The following is a 23,331-nucleotide window of genomic DNA, read 5'->3' as shown; positions in this document are numbered from 1 at the left end:
CGGATGCCCAGCACCCCGAACTTCGACACCCTCGCCATCCACGCCGGACAGGAATTCGACCCGACGACCGGAGCCGTCATCCCGCCGATCTACCTGACCTCGACCTATGTGCAGGAGAGCATCGGCCATCTGCGCGGCGGCTACGAATACAGCCGCGGCGGGAACCCGACGCGCACCGTGCTCGAGACCCTGCTCGCCGCCCTCGAGGGTGGCGCGCACGGCCTGTCGTTCGCGAGCGGCCTCGCCGCGGAGGACACCATCCTGCGTGCCCTGCTCGCACCCGGCGATCATATCGTGCTCGGCAACGACGTCTACGGCGGAACGCACCGCCTGATCAACACGGTGCACGGCGCGGTCGGCATCCGCAACACGACCGTCGACCTGTCCGATCTCGCCGCCGTCGAGGCCGCGATCATTCCCGCTGAAACGAAGATCCTCTGGGTCGAGACGCCGAGCAACCCCCTCATGAAGATCAGCGACATCGAGGCGCTCGCCACGCTCGGGCACCGTTTCGGCGTCACCGTGATCGTCGACAACACGTTTGCGAGCCCCGCCCTGCAGCATCCGCTGGCGTTCGGCGCCGACGTCGTCGTGCACTCGACCACCAAGTACCTCGGCGGTCACTCCGACGTGCTCGGCGGGGCCCTCGTGATCAATGACGATGCGCTCTACCAGAAGGCGCAGTTCCTGCAGTTCGCCACAGGACCCGTCTCCGCACCCCTCGACGCCTGGCTCACCGTGCGCGGCATCAAGACCCTCTCGGTGCGGATGGACCGGCACTGCTCCAACGCGCAGGCGATCGCCGAACACCTCGACGGCCATCCAGCCCTCGAAGCCGTCTACTTCCCCGGCCTGCCGAACCACCCCGGCCACGAGCTCGCCAAACGCCAGATGAGCGGCTTCGGCGGCATGCTCTCGATCGCGTTCGCCGGCGGGGCCGCCGCTGCCCGCGCCTTCGCCGAGTCCACGAAGCTCTTCCAGCTCGCCGAGTCCCTCGGTGGCGTCGAGTCCCTCGTGAACTACCCCGCCGAGATGACGCACGCCTCGGTGCGTGGAACGGAACTCGAGGTCGCAGACAACATCATCCGCCTCTCCGTCGGTATCGAGGACAAGGCCGACCTGATCGCCGACCTCGACGCTGCCCTCGCCGCCGTCGCCCACCTCACCCGCCCCTAACGGATTCGGCTGCGGCCGGTGCGGGCCGCAAGTTGGCAGGAATTCGACGGAGTGTGTCACGTCTGCCATTTCGCCGGGGCATGGTCGTCCGGCAGCATAGGACCATGACCCAGCCGACGGATGCCCCCGTGAGCCCCGCCCCCACCGGCTCCGGGAGTCTGGGCCTGCTGCAGGGCACCGCGCTGTACATCGCCGCGGTCCTCGGCACCGGGATCCTGGTGCTGCCCGGACTCACGGCCGCTGCGGCAGGGCCGGCCTCCCTGCTCGCGGTTCTGATCGTCTTCGTGCTGTCCATCCCGCTCGCGGGCACGTTCGCCGCCCTCGCCGCCCGATACCCGGACCCCGGCGGCGTGGCGAGCTACGTCCGCACGGCCCTCGGCCAGACGTGGGCGCGGATGACCGGCTACTGGTTCTTCTTCGGCGTCGGCTTCGGCGCCCCGGTCGTCGCCATGCTCGGCGCGGAATACGTCGTCGCGATCCTCGGGGTGGAGCAGGCCGCCGTACCGATCGTCGCCCTCCTGATCCTTGTTCCACCGTTCGTGTCCAACTACCTCGGTGTCCGGGTCTCCGGAGCCGTTCAGCTCATCCTCACCGGAGCGCTGCTCGTCATCGTCATCGGGGTCGTCACCGTCGCCTTCCCCGCCGCAGAGCCCGGAAACTTCCAGCCGTTCCTGACTCACGGCTGGACCGGCGTCGGCGCCGCCGTCAGCCTGTTCGTCTGGGCCTTCGCCGGCTGGGAGGTCGGCACCCACATCGCGGGGGAGTTCCGCAATCCCCGCCGCGTCATCCCGGCGGCGACGGCGATCGCGCTCGTGGTCGTGGGCGCGGCCTACCTCGCGCTGCAGTACGTGACGGTCGCCGTCCTCGGCGGCGCTGCGGGAACGGGCGCCGTCCCCCTGCTCGCCCTCGTCGCCCAGGCGCCCGGCGGCGTCGGCCCGGTCTCGGTCGCGGTGATCGCAGCGATCGTCGCCCTCGGGGTGCTCAACGTGTACCTGGGCGCGTTCGCCAAGCTCGGCGCCTCGCTCGGTCGCGACGGCGATCTCCCGCTCTGGCTCGCCCGCGGCGTCGAATCGGGCGGCGTCCCGCGCCGCAGCCTCTCCGTGGTCGCCGTGCTCACCGGTGGGTACTTCACGATCATGGTGACGCAGCACCTGCCCCTGTCGGTCTTCATCCTGATCCACACGAGCTCCATGGTCGCGATCTACACTCTCGGCATGATCGCCGCCGTGCGCCTCCTGGACCGCTACAGCCTCGGCTGGTGGCTCGCAGCGGTCAGCGTGGCCCTCACCGGCGCGCTGCTCGTGCTCGCGGGCCCGAACCTCCTCGTTCCCGCCGTGCTCGCCCTCGTCGCCGTCGTCATCGGCCGGGTCAAGAAGCGCCGGACGAACCCCCTGCGCTCCCGTACACCCGAACATTCGCCCGGAAGCGCTCGCTCAACACGTCCCCGCCCAACCCGAACCGCCCAGGAGAACACATGACCGTCGCCCGTGCCCGCCTGATCGATCTCAGCCACACCATCCGGGCGGGCCTCGTGACGTACCCGGGGCTGCCGGCTCCCGTGATCGAGCCCTTCCTCACCCGTGCCGCCTCGCGCTCGGCCTACGCGCCCGGCACCGAATTCACCATGGACGTGATCACCCTGATCGGCAACACGGGCACGTATCTCGACAGTCCGTACCACCGGTACGAGGGTGGAACGGATCTCGCCGGCCTCGACCTCGATACCCTCGTCGACCTCCCCGCCGAGGTATTCCATCTGACGGATGCTGCGGCCCGTGGCATTCCCGCAGCGGCATTCGCCGAGCGAGGCTCCGGCCTGGCCGGTTCGGCCGTGTTGATCCACACCGGCTGGGACCGCCACTTCGGCACCCCGGAGTACAGGGCGGGGGCTCCCTTCCTGGCCGAAGACGCCGTCGGGTTCCTCGTCGGTGCCGGCGTCGCCCTCGTCGGGATCGACTCGCTCAACATCGACGACACCGAGGGGAGTGGGGAGAGGCCCGCCCATTCGGCCCTGCTCGCTGCCGGCATCCACGTCGTCGAGCACCTCACCGGGCTGGGGGACGTACCGGCCTCCGGCGGGACGTTCTCGGCGGTACCTCCGAAGATCGAGGGCTTCGGCACTTTCCCGGTGCGGGCATTCGCGCGGGTACCCGGCCCGGTCGGCTGAGGCCGGATTCCCGCTATGTGACGGTCACATCGCGCCTCCCCGGCGGTGCATACTGGGGGTGCGTAATTTCTTTGTGACCGTGCTCATAGACGAGGCCCCGATGACTGCTGAACTGCCCACTGGTCGGGCTCCCAGCATCCGGGACGTTGCACGCCTCGCCGGAGTCTCGCATCAGACGGTGTCGCGAGTACTCAACAATCACCCGAGCATCCGAGATTCGACCAAGGCCCGCGTGCTGCAGGTGATCGAGGAGCTCCAATACCGACCCAACCGGGCGGCCAGGGCGCTGTCGAGGGGGCGATCGCGCACGATCGGCGTGCTGTCGGCCTCCGGGGCCCAGTACGGCCCCGCGAGCAGCATCGCCGCGATCCAGGATGCGGCGCGGGAGGCGGGCTATTACGTCAACACCGCGAACCTGACCTCGGTCGACACTGTCTCGATCGAAGCGGCACTCGACCACCTGATGTACCAGTCGGTCGAGGGGATCGTGGTCATCGCCCCCCAGGTCCGCGTCTTCGACGTCCTCGAACAGCTCTCGATCGAGGTGCCGTATGTCACACTCCAGTCGACGGGCCGGCCCAATGACCACGCACTCTCCGTCGACCAGATCCACGGTGCACGACTGGCCACACGGCATCTCATCGACCTCGGGCACCGGCGCATCTTCCACCTCGCCGGGCCGCAGGACTGGATCGAGGCCGAGGCGCGGATGCGCGGGTTCCTGGAGGAAATGGGGGCGATGGACGTGCCGACGACCGCCCCGATCCTCGGGGACTGGACGGCGGACTTCGGCTATCACGCCGGGCGCGAACTGTTGCGGCAACGCGACTTCACCGCCATTTTCTCCTCGAACGACCAGATGGCGCTCGGGATCATGCACGCGGTCAGGGATGCGGGGCTCGACATCCCACGGGATGTGAGCATCGTCGGGTTCGACGATATTCCGGAGGCGCCACACTTCTGGCCGCCGCTCACGACCGTGCGCCAGGACTTCGCGGAACTGGGCCGCCGGTGCATCGCCCTCCTGCTCGGCACCATCGCCGGTGACGACCCGGACAAGTTCCGCGCACCGATCATTCCCGAGCTCATCGTCCGTGGCTCCACAGGGCCCCCTGCCTTCTGAATCCGGCGCGTTTCGGGTGGTTACCAAAACGCAACCAGCCACTTTTTCGCCCTGACTTGACAAGGACGCCCACTGCGGGCGTAGTGTGAGCACAGCGATTGTGACCGTTCACATTTCGTGACAATGTAAGTACGCACGTGAGTACGCAGACGGCCATGGCCTCAGCACCGCATGACAAAGGAGTCGAATTTCGTGATCGAGAACGCACAGGCCGCGCCCGCAGCCGACGCATCCGCCGAGATCTCTGTCATCGGAGGCGATCGCCGACCGAACGCCCTCACGCGCGGTGCGGGTATCTCCACCGGTACGGTGGCGTTCGCATGAGCACCTACGGACCCCAGATCGAGGTCGCGATCGCTCGCATCCGCGCCGATGTCGCCGACCTCCACGCCGAACTCACCCGCAACGGCCTCGTGGTCTGGACCGGCGGCAACGTCTCCGGCCGCGTCCCGGGCGCAGACCTCTTCGTGATCAAGCCGAGCGGCGTCGACTACGCCGACCTCGCCCCGGAGAACATGATCCTGTGCGACCTCGACGGCGCAGTGATCCCCGGCACCCCCGGCTCGGACCGTTCCCCGTCGAGCGACACCGCCGCCCACGCCTACGTCTACCGCAACATGCCCGAGATCGGCGGTGTCGTGCACACGCACTCCACCTACGCGACCGCCTGGGCCGCCCGCGGTGAGGAGATCCCCTGCGTGATCACGGCCATGGCCGACGAGTTCGGCGGCCCGATCCCGATCGGCACCTTCGCGATCATCGGTGACGACACGATCGGCCGCGGCATCGTCGCGGCCCTCACGGGACACCGGTCCCGGGCCGTCCTGATGCAGAACCACGGCCCCTTCACGATCGGCAAGGACGCCAGGGACGCGGTCAAGGCCGCGGTCATGGTCGAAGACGTCGCCCGCACCGTGCACATCGCCCGCCAGGGCGGAGCACTCATCCCGATCCCGCAGGCCGCGATCGACTCCCTCTACAACCGCTATCAGAACGTCTACGGACAAGCGCCGCAAGGAGCACTGAAGTGATGCCCGCTCTCTCCACCACTCTCGACCCCCACGATTTCGCCGCGATTGCTCGCACCGAGCTTCTCGTGACCGATAAGACCACCACCCTTCGGGATTTCACCCGCTAGGTGCGTTGGAACCAGGCCTACTACCGACTGGCACAAGGCCTGTAATCACATAGCAGCACCAATACAACTGCCATCAGAGTTGATAACAGATCCACGAAAGGTAATTCAGTGAAGACAAGTAAGGTCCTCGCAGGCATCGCTGCCATTGGACTCGCACTCTCCCTCGCTGCCTGCTCCGGCGGACGTGGCGACACAGCCACCACCACCGCTGCAGCGGGCGCCAACGCCGGTGCACTTGTCGGCGTCGCAATGCCCACCAAGTCCAGCGAGCGCTGGATCAAGGACGGCGACGCTGTCAAGGCCTCCCTCGAGAAGCTCGGCTACAAGGTCGACCTCGAATACGGCGAAGACAAGATCCCCACCCAGGTCCAGCAGATCAGCAACATGCTGACGAAGGGCGCGAAGATCCTCATCATCGCGTCGATCGACGGCACCGCGCTCAGCGACCAGCTTGACCAGGCCGCAGCGGCCGGCGTCAAGGTCATCGCGTACGACCGCCTGATCAACGGCAACAAGAACGTCGACTACTACACCACGTTCGACAACAACGAGGTCGGCGTGCTGCAGGCCACGAGCCTGCTCACCGGACTCGGCGTGCTGGACAAGGACGGCAAGGACACCGGCAAGACCGGCCCGTTCAACGTCGAACTCTTCGGCGGCAGCCCCGACGACAACAACGCCACGTTCTTCTTCAACGGCGCCATCTCCGTCCTGCAGCCGTACATCGACAAGGGCGTCATCGTCGTCAAGAGCGGCCAGGTCAGCTTCACCCAGGTCGCCACCCTGCGTTGGGACCCGGCGACCGCCCAGAAGCGGATGCAGAACCTCATCGCGAGCACCTACTCCGACGGCTCCAAGGTCGACGGCGTGCTCTCCCCGTATGACGGTCTCTCCATCGGCATCATCTCGGCTCTGACGAGCTCGGGATACGCCACCGACAAGCTCCCGATCATCACCGGTCAGGACTCCGAGGCCGCTTCGGTCAAGTCGATCATCGCCGGCCAGCAGTACTCCTCCATCTACAAGGACACGCGCCAGCTCGGCGACGAGGCCGTGAAGATGGCTGACGACCTGCTCAACGGCAAGACCCCCGAGGTCAACGACACGAAGAGCTACAACAACAAGGTCAAGGTCGTCCCGACCTTCCTGTTCGCTCCGCAGGTCGTTACCAAGGACAACTACAAGGCCCTGCTCGTCGACACCGGTTACTACACCGAGGCCGACCTCAAGTAGGTTCTTCGCTCCCCCGGCAGTGGCGGCGGGTCACCCCGCCGCCACTGCCAGCACCGAAAGCACCAGCACCACAACCACCACCCACCCTCTCTCCACCGGAAGAAGAAGTAACGGTGACAACGAATATTCTCGAGATGCGCAGCATCACGAAAACCTTTCCCGGAGTGAAAGCCCTCCAGGACGTTTCCCTCGCGGTGAAGCGAGGCCACATCCACGCGATTTGCGGTGAAAACGGTGCAGGAAAGTCCACCTTGATGAAGGTGCTCTCCGGCGTCTACCCGCACGGCACATACGAGGGCGAGATCGTCTTCGAAAATGAGCCGGTCGCCTTTAAATCCATCAATGACTCCGAGGCCTCAGGCGTCGTCATCATCCACCAGGAGCTGGCGCTGAGCCCGTTCCTCTCCATCGCCGAGAACATCTTCCTCGGCAACGAGCAGCAGAACAACGGCTGGATCGACTGGAACAAGACCAACATGGAGGCAGCCAAGCTGCTCGCCAGGGTCGGTCTCAAGGACAACCCGATCACCAAGATCCGCGACATCGGCGTCGGCAAGCAGCAGCTCGTGGAAATCGCGAAGGCCCTGTCCAAGGAGGTCAAACTCCTGATCCTGGACGAGCCGACCGCAGCACTCAACGACGAGGACTCCGCGCACCTGCTCGACCTGATGAAGCACCTCAAGGGCCAGGGCGTCACCTCGATCATGATCAGCCACAAGCTGAACGAGATCAAGGCCATCGCCGACGAGGTCACCATCATCCGTGACGGCAAGCTCATCGAGACGCTCGACATGCACACCGATGACATCTCCGAGGAGCGCATCATCAAGGGCATGGTCGGCCGCGACCTCGGCAGCCGCTACCCCGACCACACGCCGAACATCGGTGAGGAACTCCTCCGGGTCGAAGACTGGAACGTCTACCACCCGCTCGACCACCAGCGCCGGGTTGTCAAGGACGCGAACATCACCGTCAGGGCCGGCGAGATCGTCGGCATCGCCGGGCTGATGGGCGCGGGCAGGACCGAGCTCGCGATGAGCGTCTTCGGCCACAGCTACGGGCACAACATCTCCGGCACCGTGTACAAGAACGGCGTCAAGATCAACACGAGCACGGTAGCGAACGCCATCGATCACGGCCTGGCGTACGCAACCGAGGATCGCAAGCGGTACGGTCTCAACCTGATCGAGGACATCAAACGCAACATCTCCACGGTGGGCATGCACAAGATCGCCAAGCGCGGCTGGGTGGACTCCAACCAGGAGATCGTCGTCGCAGAGGGCTACCGCAAGAGCATGAACATCAAGGCTCCGACGGTTGAGGCCCTCGCCGGGAAGCTCTCCGGCGGAAACCAGCAGAAGGTCGTGCTGTCCAAGTGGATGTTCTCCGACCCGGATGTCCTCATCCTCGACGAGCCCACCCGCGGCATCGACGTCGGCGCCAAGTATGAGATCTACGGAATCATCAACCGCCTCGCCGACGCAGGCAAGGGCGTCATCGTGATCTCGTCCGAACTGCCGGAACTGATCGGCATCTGCGACCGGATCTACACCATCTTCGAAGGCCGGATCACGGCGGACGTCGCCCGCGGGCAGACGACGGCCGAATTCCTTATGCAAAACATGACCCAGGAAAGGGACAAGGACAAGCGATGAGCGTGTTCAGATCTTCACTTAATTACCTCGCCGGCCAGCTGCGGCAAATCGGCCTGTTCATCGCCCTGATCGCGATCGTGATCTTCTTCCAGGTGGCCACCAACGGCATCACCCTGAAGCCGATCAACGTCACGAACCTGATCGTGCAGAACAGCTACATCCTGATCCTCGCCGTCGGCATGGTCATGGTCATCATCGCCGGCCACATCGACCTCTCGGTCGGTTCGGTCGTCGCCTTCGTCGGCGCCATGTCCGGCGTGATGATCACGCAGTGGAATGTGCCGTGGTGGCTCGCGATCATCCTGTGCCTCGGTGTCGGCGCCCTCGTGGGAATGTGGCAGGGCTTCTGGATCGCCTACTTCGGGATACCGGCCTTCATCGTGACCTTGGCCGGTATGCTCACCTTCCGTGGGCTCACCCAGATAGCACTGCAGAACAAGCAGATCTCGCCGTTCCCCGACGAATTCCGCGCCCTCGGCAGCGGATTCCTCCCCGACCTCGGCGGCGGAACCAGTGCTGTCGAACCGCTGACCCTCGGTATCGGCATCATTGCGACGCTCTTCCTGGTGCTCCAGGGCATCCGCCAGCGCCGTGCCCGCGCGAAGTACGACGTCGAAGACGAGCCGTTCGCCTGGTTCCTCACCAAGCTGGTGTTCACCGCAGCGATGATCCTCGGCATCACGTACCTGCTCGCGAGCTACCGTGGCACGCCCATCGTCCTGATCGTCCTCGGCGTCCTGATCGTCGTCTACGCATCCGTGATGTCGAACAGCGTCTTCGGCCGCCACATCTACGCCATCGGTGGCAACCTGAACGCCGCTGCACTGTCGGGCATCAAGACCAAGCGCGTCACCTTCATGCTCTTCGTGAACATGGGCGTCATCTCGGCACTCGCCGGGCTCGTCTTCACCGCCCAGCTCAACCTCGCCAACCCGAAGGCCGGTGACGGCTTCGAACTCGACGCCATCGCCGCCGTCTTCATCGGTGGCGCCGCGGTCACCGGTGGTATCGGTACCGTCACCGGCGCCATCATCGGTGGTTTCATCATCGGGCTGCTGAACAACGGCATGTCGATCCTCGGTGTCGGAACGGAGTACCAGCAGCTCATCAAGGGCCTGGTGCTGCTCGGTGCCGTCGCGTTCGACGTGTACAACAAGCGTCGCTCCGGCGGTCGCTGACCCGCACAAACACGCGAGAGCGGGCCGGTCGTCTTCGGACGACCGGCCCGCTTTTTTGCGCCTGCGATCTGCCTTTTGTGTATCCGATCAGCCGTTACCCAAGCGTGACACGTCGCGGCAGCAGGGAGCCTGTTGCTCGCGGCCACTGCCGGTTACTATCTGTGGCATCTGGCGCAAGGAGCACAATGATGTCCACCCAGCACGTCATGAACGACGAGCCCGTCCGCGCGGACGGGCCGGTCATTCTGGAAATGCGATCGATCACGAAGGAGTTCCCCGGGGTCAAGGCCCTGTCCGACGTGTCCCTCACCGTGAAGGCAGGGGAGATCCACGCCATCTGCGGTGAGAACGGCGCAGGCAAATCCACCCTCATGAAAGTGCTCTCCGGGGTGTACCAGTACGGGACCTATGACGGCGACATCGTCTACCAGGGCAGGACCGTGCATTTCCGGGACATCCGCTCGAGCGAGGAAGCCGGGATCGCGATCATCCACCAGGAACTCGCGCTGATCCCCGAGCTGTCCATCACCGAGAACATCTTCCTCGGCAACGAGCCGACCCGGTGGGGCGCGATCGACTGGATCACGGCCAAGAAGACCGCCCTCGAACTGCTCGCGCGGGTCGGGCTCCGCGAAGATCCGGACACCCTGATCAAGAACATCGGCGTCGGCAAGCAGCAACTCGTGGAGATCGCCAAGGCGCTCAGTAAGTCGGTCAAGCTCCTGATCCTCGACGAGCCGACCGCGGCGCTCAACGAGGCAGACTCGCAGCACCTGCTCGACCTGATCCGGGGTCTCAAAGGCAAGGGGATCACGTCGATCATGATCTCCCACAAGCTCAACGAGATCGAACAGGTCGCCGACTCCATCACGATCATCCGTGACGGGAAGACGATCGAGACCCTCGACGTCGTGCGGGACGGGGTCAACGAGGACCGCATCATCCGCGGCATGGTCGGCAGGAGCCTCGAGAGCCGCTTCCCCGACCATGTCCCGAGGATCGGAGAGGTGTTCTTCGAGGTCAGGGACTGGAACGTGCAGCATCCGCAGGTCACGGAGCGGATGGTGGTCAAGAACTCGAGCCTCACCGTGCGGCGCGGGGAGATCGTCGGCATCGCCGGGCTCATGGGAGCCGGCCGCACCGAACTCGCGATGAGTATTTTCGGCCGGTCCTACGGCACCTTCCTCTCCGGACGGATGTTCAAGGACGGCAAGGAGATCGAACTGAGGAACGTGGCAGAGGCCATCGACCACGGACTCGCCTATGTGAGTGAAGACCGCAAGGCGCTCGGCCTCAACCTGCTCGACGACGTGAAGCGTTCGATCGTGTCCGCGAAGCTCTCCAAGATCTCGGCCGGTCCCGTCGTCAACGACGGCAAGGAGTACTCGATCGCGGAGGGCTACCGCACGAGCCTCCGGATCAAGACGCCGACGGTCGATTCCGGGGTCAGCAAGCTCTCCGGCGGCAACCAGCAGAAGGTCGTCCTCGCCAAGTGGATGTTCACGGACCCCGACCTGCTCATCCTCGACGAACCCACCCGGGGCATCGACGTCGGCGCCAAGTACGAGATCTACGGCATCATCCAGAACCTCGCGGCGCAGGGGAAGGGCGTCATCCTGATCTCCTCGGAACTCCCTGAGCTCCTGGGGCTCGCCGACCGCATCTACACGGTCTTCGAGGGTGCGATCACGGACTGCATCCCCGCGGCGGAGGCCGACCCGGAGACCCTGATGAAGAGCATGACGAGCGCCAGAAAGAAGGTTCGCAGCTGATGACTACCGAGACCACGACCACGAGCGAGGCGCGCAGCGCGCGGAAGCTGTTCGGCGGGGGAAACCTGCGTCAGTTCGGCATCCTCTTCAGCCTGATCGCGATCATCCTGCTCTTCCAGTACCTCACCAACGGCCTGACCCTGTCCTCAGGCAACCTGATCAACCTCGTCAGCCAGTACTCGTACATCCTGATCCTCGCCATCGGGATGGTGATCGTGATCATCGCCGGGCACATCGACCTGTCCGTCGGGTCCGTCGCCGCGTTCGTGGGCATCGTCGTCGCAACCTCGATGAAGGACTGGAACCTGCCCTGGCCTCTCGCCATCCTCTTCGGCCTCTTCGTGGGCATGCTGATCGGGGCGTGGCAGGGTTGGTGGGTCGCCTTCGTCGGAGTGCCGGCCTTCATCGTCACCCTCGCCGGCATGCTCATCTTCCGCGGCGGCAACCAGCTGATCGGCAACGCGAACACGGTGCCCGTCCCCCCTGGCTTCACCACCATCGGCTCCGGGTATCTTCCGGAGGTGGGGCCGTACACCGGGTACAACAACCTCACCCTCCTGCTCGGGCTCATCATTGTGATCGCCGTGATCTGGCGGGAGATCCGGGCGCGCCGCGTGCAGCGGATCATGGGTTCGACGCCGTCCCCGCTCTGGGCGAGCGTCGTCAAGGTCGTGCTGCTCAATGCGGTCGTCGTCTACGCGTCCTTCCTCTTCGCGGGCGGCCGCACCGGAACGAGCTTCCCGGTCTCCGGGATCATCCTCGGGGTGCTCGTGCTCGTGTACTCGTTCGTCACCCGGAACACGATCTTCGGCCGTCACGTCTACGCGGTCGGCGGAAACAAGCTCGCCGCCGAACTCTCCGGCGTCAAGTCCCGCCGGATCAACTTCCTCGTGATGATGAACATGTCGATCCTGGCCGCCCTCGCCGGCATGATCTTCGTCGCCCGCTCGGTCGCTTCCGGACCGCAGGACGGGCTGAGCTGGGAGCTCGACGCCATCGCCGCCGTCTTCATCGGCGGTGCGGCGGTCTCCGGCGGAATCGGCACGGTCACGGGCTCCATCATCGGCGGTCTCGTGATGGCCGTGCTCAACAACGGGCTCCAGCTCCTCGGTGTCGGAAGCGACCGGGTGCAGATCATCAAGGGTCTCGTGCTTCTCCTCGCCGTGGGGGTGGATGTCTGGAACAAGAAACAGGGCCGGCCGTCGATCCTCGGGTTCATGACCCGGAACCGGAAGACCACCCCGGCTCCGGACGAAGCGCCGATGGTCGTCCCCGACTCCGGGACGCCGGACACGGCCAGACCGCCGGCGAGCATGCCCTCCTGATCCGCGGCATCCGCATGACCTCTCCCGATCTCGCTCCACACCCAGCACAGCACAATCCCTGCTCCACCACATTGAGTAGAAAGCGATCGAACATGCGAAAACTCCTTGCGACTACAGCGCTCGCCGCCGTAGCCCTGATGGCACTCTCCGGGTGTTCCACCCGCACCGACACCACGGGCGGTTCCACAGCGGCCGCCGGATTCCCGGCGGACTCGGTGATCGGCGTCGCGCTTCCCTCGAAGACCTCTGAGAACTGGGTCCTCGCCGGAGGCCTCTTCGAAGACGGCCTCAAGACGGCCGGGTTCAAGGGCGACGTGCAGTACGCCGGCGCCTCGACGACGGTCAAAGACCAGCAGGACCAGATCTCGGCGATGGTCACCAACGGCGCCAAGGTCATCATCATCGGCGCGGCAGACGGCGGCCAGCTCGGCACCCAGGTGAAGGCGGCGAAGGACGCGGGTGCGACGGTCATCGCCTACGACCGGCTGATCCTCAACACGCCGGACGTGGACTACTACGTGGCGTACGACAACTTCAAGGTCGGTGAGCTCCAGGGCCAGGCCCTCCTCGATGGGCTCGCCTCCCGGAAGGCGGCCGGGCCGTACAACATCGAGCTCTTCTCCGGTTCCTCCGACGACGCCAACTCCGCGGTCTTCTTCAACGGCGCGATGAGCATTCTCCAGCCGAAGATCGACGCCGGCACCCTCGTCGTCGCCTCCGGCCAGACCGACATCAAGCAGACGGCGACCGCCGGCTGGAAGGCCGAGAACGCGCAGAGCCGGATGGACTCGCTCCTGACCAGCACCTACGGGGACAAGGCCCTCGACGGCGTGCTCTCCCCGAACGACACCCTGGCGCGCGCGATCATCACCTCGGTGAAGGCAGCAGGCAAGCCCATCCCGATCGTGACCGGCCAGGACTCCGAGGTGGAGTCGGTCAAGTCGATCATGGCCGGTGAGCAGTACTCCACGATCAACAAGGACACCCGCCTGCTCGTCGCCCAGGCCATCAAGATGGCCCAGGCGTTGCAGAAGGGCGAGGCCGTCGACGTGAACGACACCAAGTCGTACGACAACGGCGTCAAGATCGTTCCCGCCTACCTGTTGCCTCCGGTCATCGTGACGAAGGCCAACGCGGCAGAGGCCTACGCGAACGATCCCAAGCTCTCGCCGCTCACCAAGTAACAGATATCGCATCATCCGGCGGAGCCGGCCCCGGCCAGGGGTCGGCTCCGCTTGCATGAGGGGCCTCGGTTATGAGCGTTCACAATCGCCGAACGGATGCCGGGGATCCCCGCTTCACAGGAGATCGAAAAGATATCGGGAGGGCTTGTGAACGCGCGCTTGTGAGCGCTAACATTTCGACATCGACCAGAACGACCTGGTCGCCCGGCACCGAGACACGCAGCAGAATGTTCCGCCGGGACGCTAAACAAGGAGGTTTAGTCACATGATCAGGAAGATGATCGGAGCGGTCGCCGTCGGCGCCTTTCTCCTGGCCCTCACGGGATGTTCCACTGCCGCAGACACCAGCTCGACGGGCGCTGCGAAGGCACCGGGCGACATCGTCGTCGGCTTCGCCCAGGTCGGCGCGGAGAGCGGCTGGCGGACCGCGAACACGAAGGACATCCAGGATGCGTTCGCCGCGTCCGGAATGCAGCTCAAGTTCTCGGATGCGCAACAGAAGCAGGAGAACCAGATCAAGGCCATCCGCTCGTACATCACCCAGGGCGTCGACGTCATCGCGTTCTCTCCCGTCGTCGAGACCGGCTGGGACGCGGTCCTGAAGGAAGCGAAGGACGCCGGGATTCCGGTCGTCCTCACGGACCGTGCCGTCGACTCGAAGGACGACAGCCTCTACGTGAGCTTCCTCGGTTCCGACTTCGTCAAGGAAGGCCAGAAGGCCGGCCAGTGGGTCGTCGACGAATACAAGAACCAGACCGATCCGGTCAAGATCATCCAACTCGAGGGCACAACGGGCGCGGCTCCCGCCATCGACCGCGCACAGGGCTTCGCCGACGTCATCAAGGCCGATCCGAAGTTCCAGATCGTCGCTTCGCAGACCGGCGACTTCACGAGGGCGGGCGGAAAGCAGGTCACCGAGGCGCTCCTGAAGTCTAACCCGGACGCCACCCTGATCTTCGCCCACAACGACGACATGGGCCTCGGCGCGATCGAGGCCGTCGAAGCGGCGGGCAAGGTGCCGGGGAAGGACATCAAGATCGTCACCATCGACGCAGTGAAGGACGGCATGCAGGCGCTCTCCGACGGCAAGATCAACTTCATCGTCGAGTGCTCTCCGCTCCTCGGCAAGCAGCTGGTCGACATCGTCAAGAAGGTCGTCGCGGGGGAGAGCGTCGAGAAGCGCATCCTGACGGAGGAGACGACCTTCACCCAGGAGCAGGCGACTGCCGCACTTCCCACCCGTCAGTACTGAGCGGATCCGGTACCGCTTCGCCGGTCTCCGGCGGCTCGAATCGGCAGGCCATCCGGCCGGCCGGTCCCTGCCGCCGGGAACCGGCATCCGCTCGCACGACGATGAAGAGAGAACGTGAATGAACGCACAGGCCCCCGTCGTCGAGATGACGAACATCTCGATCTCCTTCCCCGGCGTCAAGGCCCTCGACGGGGTGAACTTCCGGATGTTCCCCGGCGAGGTGCACTCGCTGCTCGGGGAGAACGGTGCAGGCAAGTCGACCCTGATCAAGGCGCTGACCGGTGTCTATGCGATCGACAGCGGCCCGGCCGACAGCGGCGAGATCCTGCTCGCCGGCAACCGGGTCTCGTTCGCGGGCCCCGCCCAGGCCCAGAATGCCGGGATCAGCACCGTCTATCAGGAGGTGAACCTGCTCGGAAACCTGAGCGTCGCCGAGAACATCATGCTCGGTCGGGAACCCCGCCGGTTCGGCGGCATCGATTGGCGGGCCACCCGGCGTCGGGCTGTGGAACTCCTCCGCGGCCTGCACCTCGACATCGATCCCGGTTCACTGCTCGGTTCGCACTCGCTCGCTGTCCAGCAGCTCGTCGCGATCGCCAGGGCCATCGACGTCAACGCGAAGGTCCTGATCCTCGACGAGCCGACGTCGAGCCTCGACGCCGACGAAGTCGCCGAACTCTTCCGGGTGATCCGCGAGCTCAAGGCCGAGGGCGTCGCGATCCTCTTCGTCTCCCACTTCCTCGACCAGGTCTATGAGATCTCGGACCGCCTCACGGTCCTTCGGAACGGCAAACTCGTCGGTGAATACCGCACGGCAGAGATCCTGCGCCTCGACCTCGTGCAGAAGATGATCGGGAAGGAACTCGCGATCCTCGACGCCCTCGAGCGGCGGATCGTCGAGCCTGGCGGCGGGGAAGACGACGAAGTGCCCCTTCTGGCCGCGACGGCGCTCGGGCGCAAGGGGTCCATCGCGCCGGTCGACCTCCGGGTCTACACCGGCGAGGTCGTCGGGCTCGCCGGTCTCCTGGGCTCCGGGCGCACCGAGCTCGCCAGGATCCTCTCCGGAATCGACCGACCGGACTCCGGGGAACTGGTGATCGACGGCACGCCGCACCGGTTCCGAACGCCTCGTTCGGCCCTCGCGCGGGGAGTCGCCTACTCCTCGGAGAACCGCCGCGCCGAGGGCATCGTCGAGGACCTCACCGTGCGGGACAACATCGTGCTCGCGCTGCAGGCTGACCGCGGCTGGTTCCATCCGATCTCTCGGAAGCGCCGCGACGAGCTCGCGGTCAGCTACATCCAGGCCCTGAACATCCGGCCGGCCAACCCAGACGCCATCGTCAGGAACCTCTCCGGAGGCAACCAGCAGAAGGTGTTGCTGGCCAGGTGGCTCGCCGTCGCGCCGCGGCTGCTGATCCTCGATGAACCGACAAGGGGCATCGATGTGGGCGCGAAGGCCGAGATCCAGAAACTCGTGGTCAACCTCGCCGAAAACGGGATGTCGGTGCTGTTCATCTCGGCGGAACTCGAGGAGGTGCTGCGCCTCAGCAGCAGGATCGCGATCATGAGGGACCGCAGGCTCGTCGCCGACATCGTCAATGACGACCTGACCGTTGACAGCCTCCTGGCCATCATCGCCGACGGCGAACTGACGGCGGTGGAACGATGAACCGGATGTTCTCGAGCCGGTTGTTCTGGCCGGTGGTGATGCTGCTCGTCCTGTTCACCATCAACCTCGTCGCCTTCCCCGGCTTCTTCAGCCTCGAGGTCAAGAACGGGCACCTTTTCGGCAGCCTCGTGGACATCGCCCGCAACGGCGCGCCGACCCTCATCATCGCGGTCGGAATGACTCTCGTCATCGCGACGCGTGGGATCGACCTCTCCGTGGGCGCCGTGTGCGCGATCGCCGGTGCCGTGGCCTGCTCGATCATCCTCGGTTCCCCGGAACCGGGCAGCATCGGCACGGTCGCGGTCGCCGTGATCGCCGCGCTCCTGATCGCCCTCGTCCTCGGCCTGTGGAACGGGTTCCTGGTCGCCGTGCTCGGGATCCAGCCCATCATCGCGACGCTGATCCTGATGACCGCCGGGCGCGGCGCGGCGATGCTTATCACGGAGGGCCAGATCCTCACCGTGAACAGTCCTCCCTTCAAGGTCATCGGGTCCGGATTCGTCCTCGGCATCCCGGTTTCCGTCGTCATCGCGGCCGTCATCTTTGCCGCAGCCGCCCTGCTCACCCGGCGCACGGCCCTCGGGCTCCTGATCGAATCGGTCGGAATCAATCCGGAGGCGAGCAGGCAGGCCGGCGTCCGGTCGCGGGGCCTCTTGATCACCGTGTACACCTTCTCGGCATTCGCGGCCGCCATCGCCGGCCTCATCCTGACCTCGAACCAGACGGCGGCCGATGCCAACAACACCGGCCTCTTCATCGAACTGGATGCGATCCTCGCGGTGGTGATCGGAGGAACCTCTCTCGCAGGCGGCCGGTACTCACTCCTCGGCACCCTCGTCGGCGCCCTCGTCATCCAGACCCTCGTCACAACGGTGTACACGGTCGGCATCCCACCCATCGCGACGATGGTCTTCAAGGCCGCGGTCGTGACGGCCGTCTGCCTGCTGCAGTCGCCAACGACGAACGCCACGTTCGGCCGCTGGCGCCGGTCACTCGGCCGGGGACGTCCGGGCACCCGAACCGCCGAAAGGGCGTCCGTCTCATGAGCATCGACACCTCCTCCGCGCCCGTCGACGCGGGCCGCCGACTGCTCGGCCGGGTCTCGTCCGCGTTCACGAGCCCGAAGTACGGCCCCGTCCTCGTGACCCTCGTGCTGCTCATCGCCATCTTCGCGATCGGTGGCAGCCGCTATCGTGGCTTCGTTTCCGGGCCCGTGATCCTCAACCTGTTCGTCGACAACGCCTACCTGATCGTGCTGGCGGTCGGGATGACGTTCGTGATCCTGACCGGGGGCATCGACCTGTCGGTCGGGGCCGTCCTCGCCCTGTCGACCATGATCGCCGCGAGCCTGCTCCAGTCCGGCTGGTCTGCCTCGGTCGTGATCCCGCTCATCCTCGTGCTGACATCGGTGCTCGGACTCCTGGTCGGACTCATGATTCACATCTTCAAGATCCAGCCGTTCATCGCGACCCTCGCCGCGATGTTCCTCGCCAGGGGACTCTGCTACGTGATCAGCAAGGACTCGATCTCGATCACCGACCCGGTCTTCGTCAGCCTCGCGCAGACCAGGATCTCGTTCGGCGGTCGCATGAGCATCACGGCGAGCGTCGTGATCGCCCTTCTTGTGGTCCTGGTCGCGTTCCTCGTGCTGCACTACTCCCGGCTGGGCCGCACCGTCTACGCGATCGGCGGCGGGGAACAGTCGGGCATGCTGATGGGACTGCCGGTGGCCAGGACCAAGGTGCTCGTCTACGTGATCAGCGGATTCTGCTCCGGCCTTGCCGGGGTGCTCTTCACCTTCTATACGCTTTCGGGATACAGCCTCACGGCGGTCGGCACCGAACTCGACGCGATCGCCGCGGTCGTGATCGGCGGGACCCTGCTCACGGGTGGGTACGGCTTCGTGCTCGGCTCTGTGCTCGGCGTGCTCGTGCTCGGCACGATCCAGACGATCATCACCTTCGAAGGCACCCTCAGCTCGTGGTGGACCCGGATCTTCATCGGCGGGCTCCTCCTCGTCTTCATCGTCCTTCAGAAGGTCCTGACGGCACGCCGTCGATAACGCGTCCGGCGAGAGCGTGTCGGCCACGGCACCCGCGCGTGAGCCAGAATAAGGGGACAGAGAGACGATGCGTTGAACACGCATCGGTGGGAGCCAATGAGCCTGGTGAGCAAGGACGATGAGAAGGCGCGCGTCGCCAACATCTTCGACGTCGCGCGGCTGGCCGGCGTCTCGCACCAGACGGTCTCCCGGGTGCTCAACGACCTTCCCAATGTGCGCCCCGCGACACGGGAACGTGTCGAGAACGCGATCAAGCAGCTCCGCTACCGGCCGTCACCCGCTGCGCGCGCCCTCGTCACCCGCCGCTCCCGGACGATCGGCCTGATCACAACAGGAGGACCGGACTACGGACCCTCGAGCACCGTCCTGCGGTTCAACGAGGCGGCGAGGGACGCCCGGTACGCGGTGAGCATGGCGAGCATGCTCGAGTCGGACCCGGAGTCGTTGCGTTCCGCCGTTGAGCTCCTCCTGCGGCAGAACGTCGAGGCGATCGTGCTGATCGCGGCGCACCGCAGCGCCCTCGAGGCCGTCAGGGGCATCGAACTCGGGGTGCCCCTCATCGCGGTGGAGTCGAGCGGCCGCGGCGGATTCCACCGGGTCGGCGTCGACAACTACCGCGGTGCGCGGATCGCCGTCACGCACCTCGCCGAACTCGGCCACACCAATATCGTGCACCTCGCCGGACCGGCCGACTCCGTCGACGCCATCGAACGAGCCAGGGGCTGGCGTGACGAACTGGGCGACCGCGGCCTCATCGCGAGGGAACCGCTGATCGGCGACTGGTCGCCTGCGAGCGGGTTCCGCCTCGGCATGGACCTGATCGAATCCGGCGCCTATGGCGACTTCACGGCCGTGTTCGCCGGCAACGACCAGATGGCACTCGGACTCATCCACGCCCTCGTCCGCAACGGACTCGCCGTGCCGGACCGCGTGAGCGTCATCGGGTTCGACGATATCCCCGAGGCCGCGTTCTTCTCCCCGACACTGACGACCATGCGCCAGGACTTCGACGAACTCGGCCGCAACATCCTGAGCACCCTCCTCGCCGTGCTCGAGGACGAGGAGGCGCCCGACCTGCCGAGCTCGGTCCTTGAACTCGTCGTCCGCGAGTCGTCCGCCCCGCGCGCCTAGCCGCTCCCGGCGGCGACACGCCCGCGGTGAGTTATCCACAGAGGTGCGAATGCTGATTCTGCAGGATGTGGATAACCCGGCGATTTCCGCGGGAAAGCGGGCCTCCGAATGCGCCAGCCTGTTGACAACATCACGAATGTCGGTGGATAACTACATAATTGTAATTACCGCATGTAGTGGCCATTCCCATTGGGAGGCACTACATGTAGTATTGATCTCCAGCACAGCAACGCCGCAACACCCGTGACATCCCGCGTTTCGCAGGGCCGCATCGCACTTGCACAGTCGTACTGGCGCACTCACTTCTGAACCACTACTCTTCTGAACCACGAGAAAGGCCTTCCACATGGCAATCACGGTTTACACCAAGCCCTCCTGCGTGCAGTGCACAGCCACCTACCGGGCCCTCGACAACAAGGGCATCGAGTACGAAGTGCTCGACCTCTCCGTCGACGAGAACGCCCTCGAGGCCGTCAAGGCACTCGGCTACCTGCAGGCGCCCGTCGTCATCACCGACGAGGACCACTGGTCCGGCTTCCGCCCGGACAAGATCAACGAACTCGCCGCACGTCTCGCCTGAGCGGTCTGCGCTACGGGACTGAAGCACGCGGTTCGAGAGTGAGGCCGGCATCCAATGGCTGAGATCGTCTATTTCTCCAGCACCTCGGGGAACACCCAGAGGTTCGTGGAGAAACTCGGCCGGCCTGCCGCACGCATCCCGTTGTACGCGCGCGACGAGCCGCTCCGGGCGACGGAGCCCTATGTGCTCGTCGTGCCGACCTATGGCGGCGGCGAGGCCAGGGGAGCTGTGCCGAAGCAGGTCATCCGCTTCCTGAACGACGAACACAACCGTTCGCTCATCCGCGGCGTGATCGGCGCGGGCAACATGAACTTCGGCACGGCATTCTGCATCGCGGGGGACATCATCGCGGCAAAGTGCAACGTGCCGCATATGTATCGATTTGAAGTATTGGGAACTCCGGATGATGTGCGCATCGTTCACGACGGATTGGAATCATTTTGGAAGCAACAGCCGTGAAAGTAGCCCCGCACGCGCAGGTCGCGCTGGCGATGGACTATCACTCCCTCAATGCCATGCTCAACCTCTATGGGCCGAACGGGGAAATCCAGTTCGATAAGGACAGGGAGGCGGCCCGGGAGTTCTTCCTGCAGCACGTCAACCAGAACACGGTGTTCTTCCACTCCCTCCGGGAACGCCTCGACTACCTGGTCGAGAAGGAATACTACGAGCAGGCCGTGCTCGACCAGTACTCCTTCGAATTCATCACGAGGCTCAACGACCTCGCGTACTCGAAGAAGTTCCGCTTCCAGACCTTCCTCGGTGCGTTCAAGTACTACACGTCGTACACGCTCAAGACCTTCGACGGCAACCGGTACCTCGAGCGTTTCGAAGACCGCGTCGTCATGACCGCACTCGGCCTCGCCCAGGGCGACGAGAAGCTCGCGACCGGCCTCGTCGAGGAGATCATCGCCGGCCGTTTCCAGCCCGCAACGCCGACGTTCCTGAACTCGGGCAAGGCGCAGCGCGGCGAACTCGTCTCCTGCTTCCTGCTCCGCATCGAAGACAACATGGAGTCGATCGCCCGCGGCATCAACTCCTCGCTCCAGCTCTCCAAGCGCGGCGGCGGCGTCGCGCTGCTGCTCAGCAACATCCGTGAGTCCGGCGCCCCGATCAAGCAGATCGAGAACCAGTCGAGCGGCATCATCCCCGTGATGAAGCTCCTCGAAGACTCCTTCAGCTACGCGAACCAGCTCGGTGCCCGCCAGGGTGCCGGCGCCGTGTACCTGCACGCGCACCACCCCGACATCATGCGCTTCCTCGACACCAAGCGTGAGAACGCCGACGAGAAGGTGCGGATCAAGACCCTGTCGCTCGGCGTCGTCATCCCCGACATCACCTTCGAGCTCGCCAAGAAGGACGAGGACATGTACCTGTTCTCGCCCTACGACGTCGAGCGCGTCTACGGTGTGCCCTTCGCCGACATCTCCGTGAGCGAGAAGTACCACGAGATGGTCGACGACCCGCGGATCAAGAAGTCCAAGATGAAGGCGCGCGACTTCTTCCAGACCCTCGCGGAGATCCAGTTCGAGTCCGGCTACCCGTACATCATGTTCGAGGACACCGTCAACGCGGCGAACCCGATCAAGGGCCGCATCAACATGTCGAACCTGTGCTCGGAGATCCTCCAGGTCAACACACCGACCACGTACAACGAAGACCTGTCCTACGACACCATCGGCAAGGACATCTCCTGCAACCTCGGGTCGATGAACATCGCCCTGTCGATGGACTCGCCGGACTTCGGCAAGACCGTCGAAACCGCGATCCGTGGCCTCAACTCGGTCTCCGAGCAGAGCCACATCGCCTCGGTTCGTTCGATCGAAGACGGCAACGACAAGTCGCACGCGATCGGCCTCGGCCAGATGAACCTGCACGGCTACCTCGCCCGCGAGCGGGTGTACTACGGCAGCGAAGAAGCGATCGACTTCACGAACATCTACTTCTACACGGTGCTGTTCCACGCCCTCCGCGCCTCGAACACCCTCGCCATCGAACGCGGCCACGCGTTCGCCGGCTTCGAGGACTCGACGTATGCCTCCGGCGCATTCTTCGACAAGTACACCGACCAGGCGTGGGTCCCGTCCACCGCCCGCGGCGCCGAGCTGTTCGAGAAGGCCGGGGTGCGCATCCCGACCCAGGCCGACTGGGCCGAGCTGAAGGCATCCGTCATCGAACACGGCATCTACAACCAGAACCTGCAGGCCGTGCCGCCGACCGGGTCGATCTCCTACATCAACAACTCGACCTCGTCGATCCACCCGATCGCCTCGAAAATCGAGATCCGCAAGGAAGGCAAGCTCGGCCGCGTCTACTACCCGGCCCCGTTCATGACGAACGACAACCTGGACTTCTACCAGGACGCCTACGAGATCGGTGCGGAGAAGATCATCGACACCTACGCCGCGGCAACGCAGCACGTCGACCAGGGTCTCTCGCTCACGCTCTTCTTCAAGGACACCGCGACGACCCGCGACATCAACAAGGCGCAGATCTACGCGTGGCGCAAGGGCATCAAGACCATCTACTACATCCGTCTCCGCCAGATGGCCCTCGAAGGGACCGAGGTCGACGGCTGCGTCTCGTGCATGCTCTAAGCACAGCACCGCTTCATCTACTGTGGATGCTGTAATCACAGTGCACGCTGACTCGTCCGATACCGGCCGAAGACTGAGACAGGCCGAAA

The 23,331-nt window shown here is 65.1% G+C and carries 20 protein-coding genes; all 20 read left to right on the top strand.

Features of this window, described 5'->3' with window-relative positions; genetic code table 11:
• The first annotated feature begins 3 nt into the window (after positions 1-3).
• The 20 genes from RHM57_RS15175 (at position 4) to nrdE (ending at position 23,242) form a co-directional block, all read left to right on the top strand.
• The gene (locus tag RHM57_RS15175; RefSeq protein ID WP_134561683.1) at positions 4-1,176 is read left to right on the top strand and encodes a cystathionine gamma-synthase; all 1,173 of its coding nucleotides are present in this window, start codon (positions 4-6) and stop codon (positions 1,174-1,176) included.
• A 104-nt stretch (positions 1,177-1,280) separates the two neighbouring features.
• The gene (locus RHM57_RS15170; RefSeq protein WP_134561682.1) at positions 1,281-2,654 is read left to right on the top strand and encodes an APC family permease; all 1,374 of its coding nucleotides are present in this window, start codon (positions 1,281-1,283) and stop codon (positions 2,652-2,654) included.
• The gene (locus RHM57_RS15165) at positions 2,651-3,343 is read left to right on the top strand and encodes a cyclase family protein (protein ID WP_134446756.1); all 693 of its coding nucleotides are present in this window, start codon (positions 2,651-2,653) and stop codon (positions 3,341-3,343) included. Before RHM57_RS15170 ends, RHM57_RS15165 begins: the two co-directional genes overlap by 4 nt.
• Positions 3,344-3,443: 100 nt before the next feature.
• Positions 3,444-4,466, top strand: coding sequence for a LacI family DNA-binding transcriptional regulator (locus tag RHM57_RS15160; RefSeq protein ID WP_134446758.1), 1,023 nt, complete (start codon positions 3,444-3,446; stop codon positions 4,464-4,466).
• Positions 4,467-4,658: 192 nt separating this feature from the next.
• On the top strand, positions 4,659-4,790 hold the full coding sequence (locus RHM57_RS15155; protein ID WP_255454105.1) for a hypothetical protein: 132 nt from the start codon (positions 4,659-4,661) through the stop codon (positions 4,788-4,790).
• A complete protein-coding gene (locus RHM57_RS15150; protein ID WP_134446760.1) occupies positions 4,787-5,497 on the top strand; it encodes an L-ribulose-5-phosphate 4-epimerase in 711 nt (236 codons plus the stop codon). Before RHM57_RS15155 ends, RHM57_RS15150 begins: the two co-directional genes overlap by 4 nt.
• 215 nt (positions 5,498-5,712) lie before the next feature.
• Entirely contained in the window at positions 5,713-6,837 is a 1,125-nt protein-coding gene (chvE, locus tag RHM57_RS15145; RefSeq protein ID WP_134446762.1) for a multiple monosaccharide ABC transporter substrate-binding protein, read from the top strand.
• 134 nt (positions 6,838-6,971) lie between these two features.
• Positions 6,972-8,492: a multiple monosaccharide ABC transporter ATP-binding protein gene (mmsA, locus tag RHM57_RS15140; RefSeq protein WP_370294730.1), complete on the top strand. Its 1,521-nt coding sequence runs from the start codon at positions 6,972-6,974 to the stop codon at positions 8,490-8,492.
• The gene (gene mmsB / locus RHM57_RS15135) at positions 8,489-9,670 is read left to right on the top strand and encodes a multiple monosaccharide ABC transporter permease (protein WP_134446766.1); all 1,182 of its coding nucleotides are present in this window, start codon (positions 8,489-8,491) and stop codon (positions 9,668-9,670) included. Before mmsA (RHM57_RS15140) ends, mmsB (RHM57_RS15135) begins: the two co-directional genes overlap by 4 nt.
• Positions 9,671-9,855: 185 nt before the next feature.
• A complete protein-coding gene (gene mmsA / locus RHM57_RS15130; RefSeq protein ID WP_322188524.1) occupies positions 9,856-11,442 on the top strand; it encodes a multiple monosaccharide ABC transporter ATP-binding protein in 1,587 nt (528 codons plus the stop codon).
• Positions 11,442-12,767: a multiple monosaccharide ABC transporter permease gene (gene mmsB / locus RHM57_RS15125; RefSeq protein WP_134558054.1), complete on the top strand. Its 1,326-nt coding sequence runs from the start codon at positions 11,442-11,444 to the stop codon at positions 12,765-12,767. The genes mmsA (RHM57_RS15130) and mmsB (RHM57_RS15125) overlap by 1 nt, the downstream gene beginning before the upstream one ends.
• Positions 12,768-12,859: 92 nt before the next feature.
• Positions 12,860-13,951 (top strand): sugar-binding protein, encoded by a 1,092-nt coding sequence (locus tag RHM57_RS15120; protein WP_322188522.1) that lies wholly within the window; start codon positions 12,860-12,862, stop codon positions 13,949-13,951.
• 265 nt (positions 13,952-14,216) lie between these two features.
• Entirely contained in the window at positions 14,217-15,203 is a 987-nt protein-coding gene (locus RHM57_RS15115) for an ABC transporter substrate-binding protein (RefSeq protein ID WP_322188520.1), read from the top strand.
• Between the two features lie 118 nt (positions 15,204-15,321).
• Positions 15,322-16,872 (top strand): sugar ABC transporter ATP-binding protein, encoded by a 1,551-nt coding sequence (locus tag RHM57_RS15110; protein ID WP_134446773.1) that lies wholly within the window; start codon positions 15,322-15,324, stop codon positions 16,870-16,872.
• Complete coding sequence (locus RHM57_RS15105) at positions 16,869-17,918, top strand: ABC transporter permease (RefSeq protein WP_134561679.1); 1,050 nt, start codon at positions 16,869-16,871, stop codon at positions 17,916-17,918. Before RHM57_RS15110 ends, RHM57_RS15105 begins: the two co-directional genes overlap by 4 nt.
• Positions 17,915-18,934 carry a galactofuranose ABC transporter, permease protein YjfF gene (gene yjfF, locus RHM57_RS15100; protein ID WP_134446775.1) on the top strand — a complete coding sequence of 340 codons (1,020 nt, stop codon included), beginning with the start codon at positions 17,915-17,917 and terminating at the stop codon, positions 18,932-18,934. Before RHM57_RS15105 ends, yjfF begins: the two co-directional genes overlap by 4 nt.
• 96 nt (positions 18,935-19,030) lie before the next feature.
• Positions 19,031-20,065 carry a LacI family DNA-binding transcriptional regulator gene (locus tag RHM57_RS15095; protein WP_322188518.1) on the top strand — a complete coding sequence of 345 codons (1,035 nt, stop codon included), beginning with the start codon at positions 19,031-19,033 and terminating at the stop codon, positions 20,063-20,065.
• A 346-nt stretch (positions 20,066-20,411) separates the two neighbouring features.
• Positions 20,412-20,645, top strand: a complete 234-nt coding sequence (gene nrdH / locus RHM57_RS15090; RefSeq protein WP_134446781.1) for a glutaredoxin-like protein NrdH — start codon at positions 20,412-20,414, stop codon at positions 20,643-20,645.
• Positions 20,646-20,699: 54 nt separating this feature from the next.
• Positions 20,700-21,104 (top strand): class Ib ribonucleoside-diphosphate reductase assembly flavoprotein NrdI, encoded by a 405-nt coding sequence (gene nrdI / locus RHM57_RS15085; RefSeq protein ID WP_134446783.1) that lies wholly within the window; start codon positions 20,700-20,702, stop codon positions 21,102-21,104.
• Positions 21,105-21,136: 32 nt separating this feature from the next.
• Entirely contained in the window at positions 21,137-23,242 is a 2,106-nt protein-coding gene (gene nrdE / locus RHM57_RS15080; protein WP_322137397.1) for a class 1b ribonucleoside-diphosphate reductase subunit alpha, read from the top strand.
• Positions 23,243-23,331: the final 89 nt, after the last annotated feature.

It is taken from the genome of Cryobacterium sp. 10S3 (genome assembly GCF_034344045.1).
Classification (GTDB): domain Bacteria; phylum Actinomycetota; class Actinomycetes; order Actinomycetales; family Microbacteriaceae; genus Cryobacterium; species Cryobacterium glucosi.
This window is presented reverse-complemented; position numbering and strand designations above follow the sequence as displayed.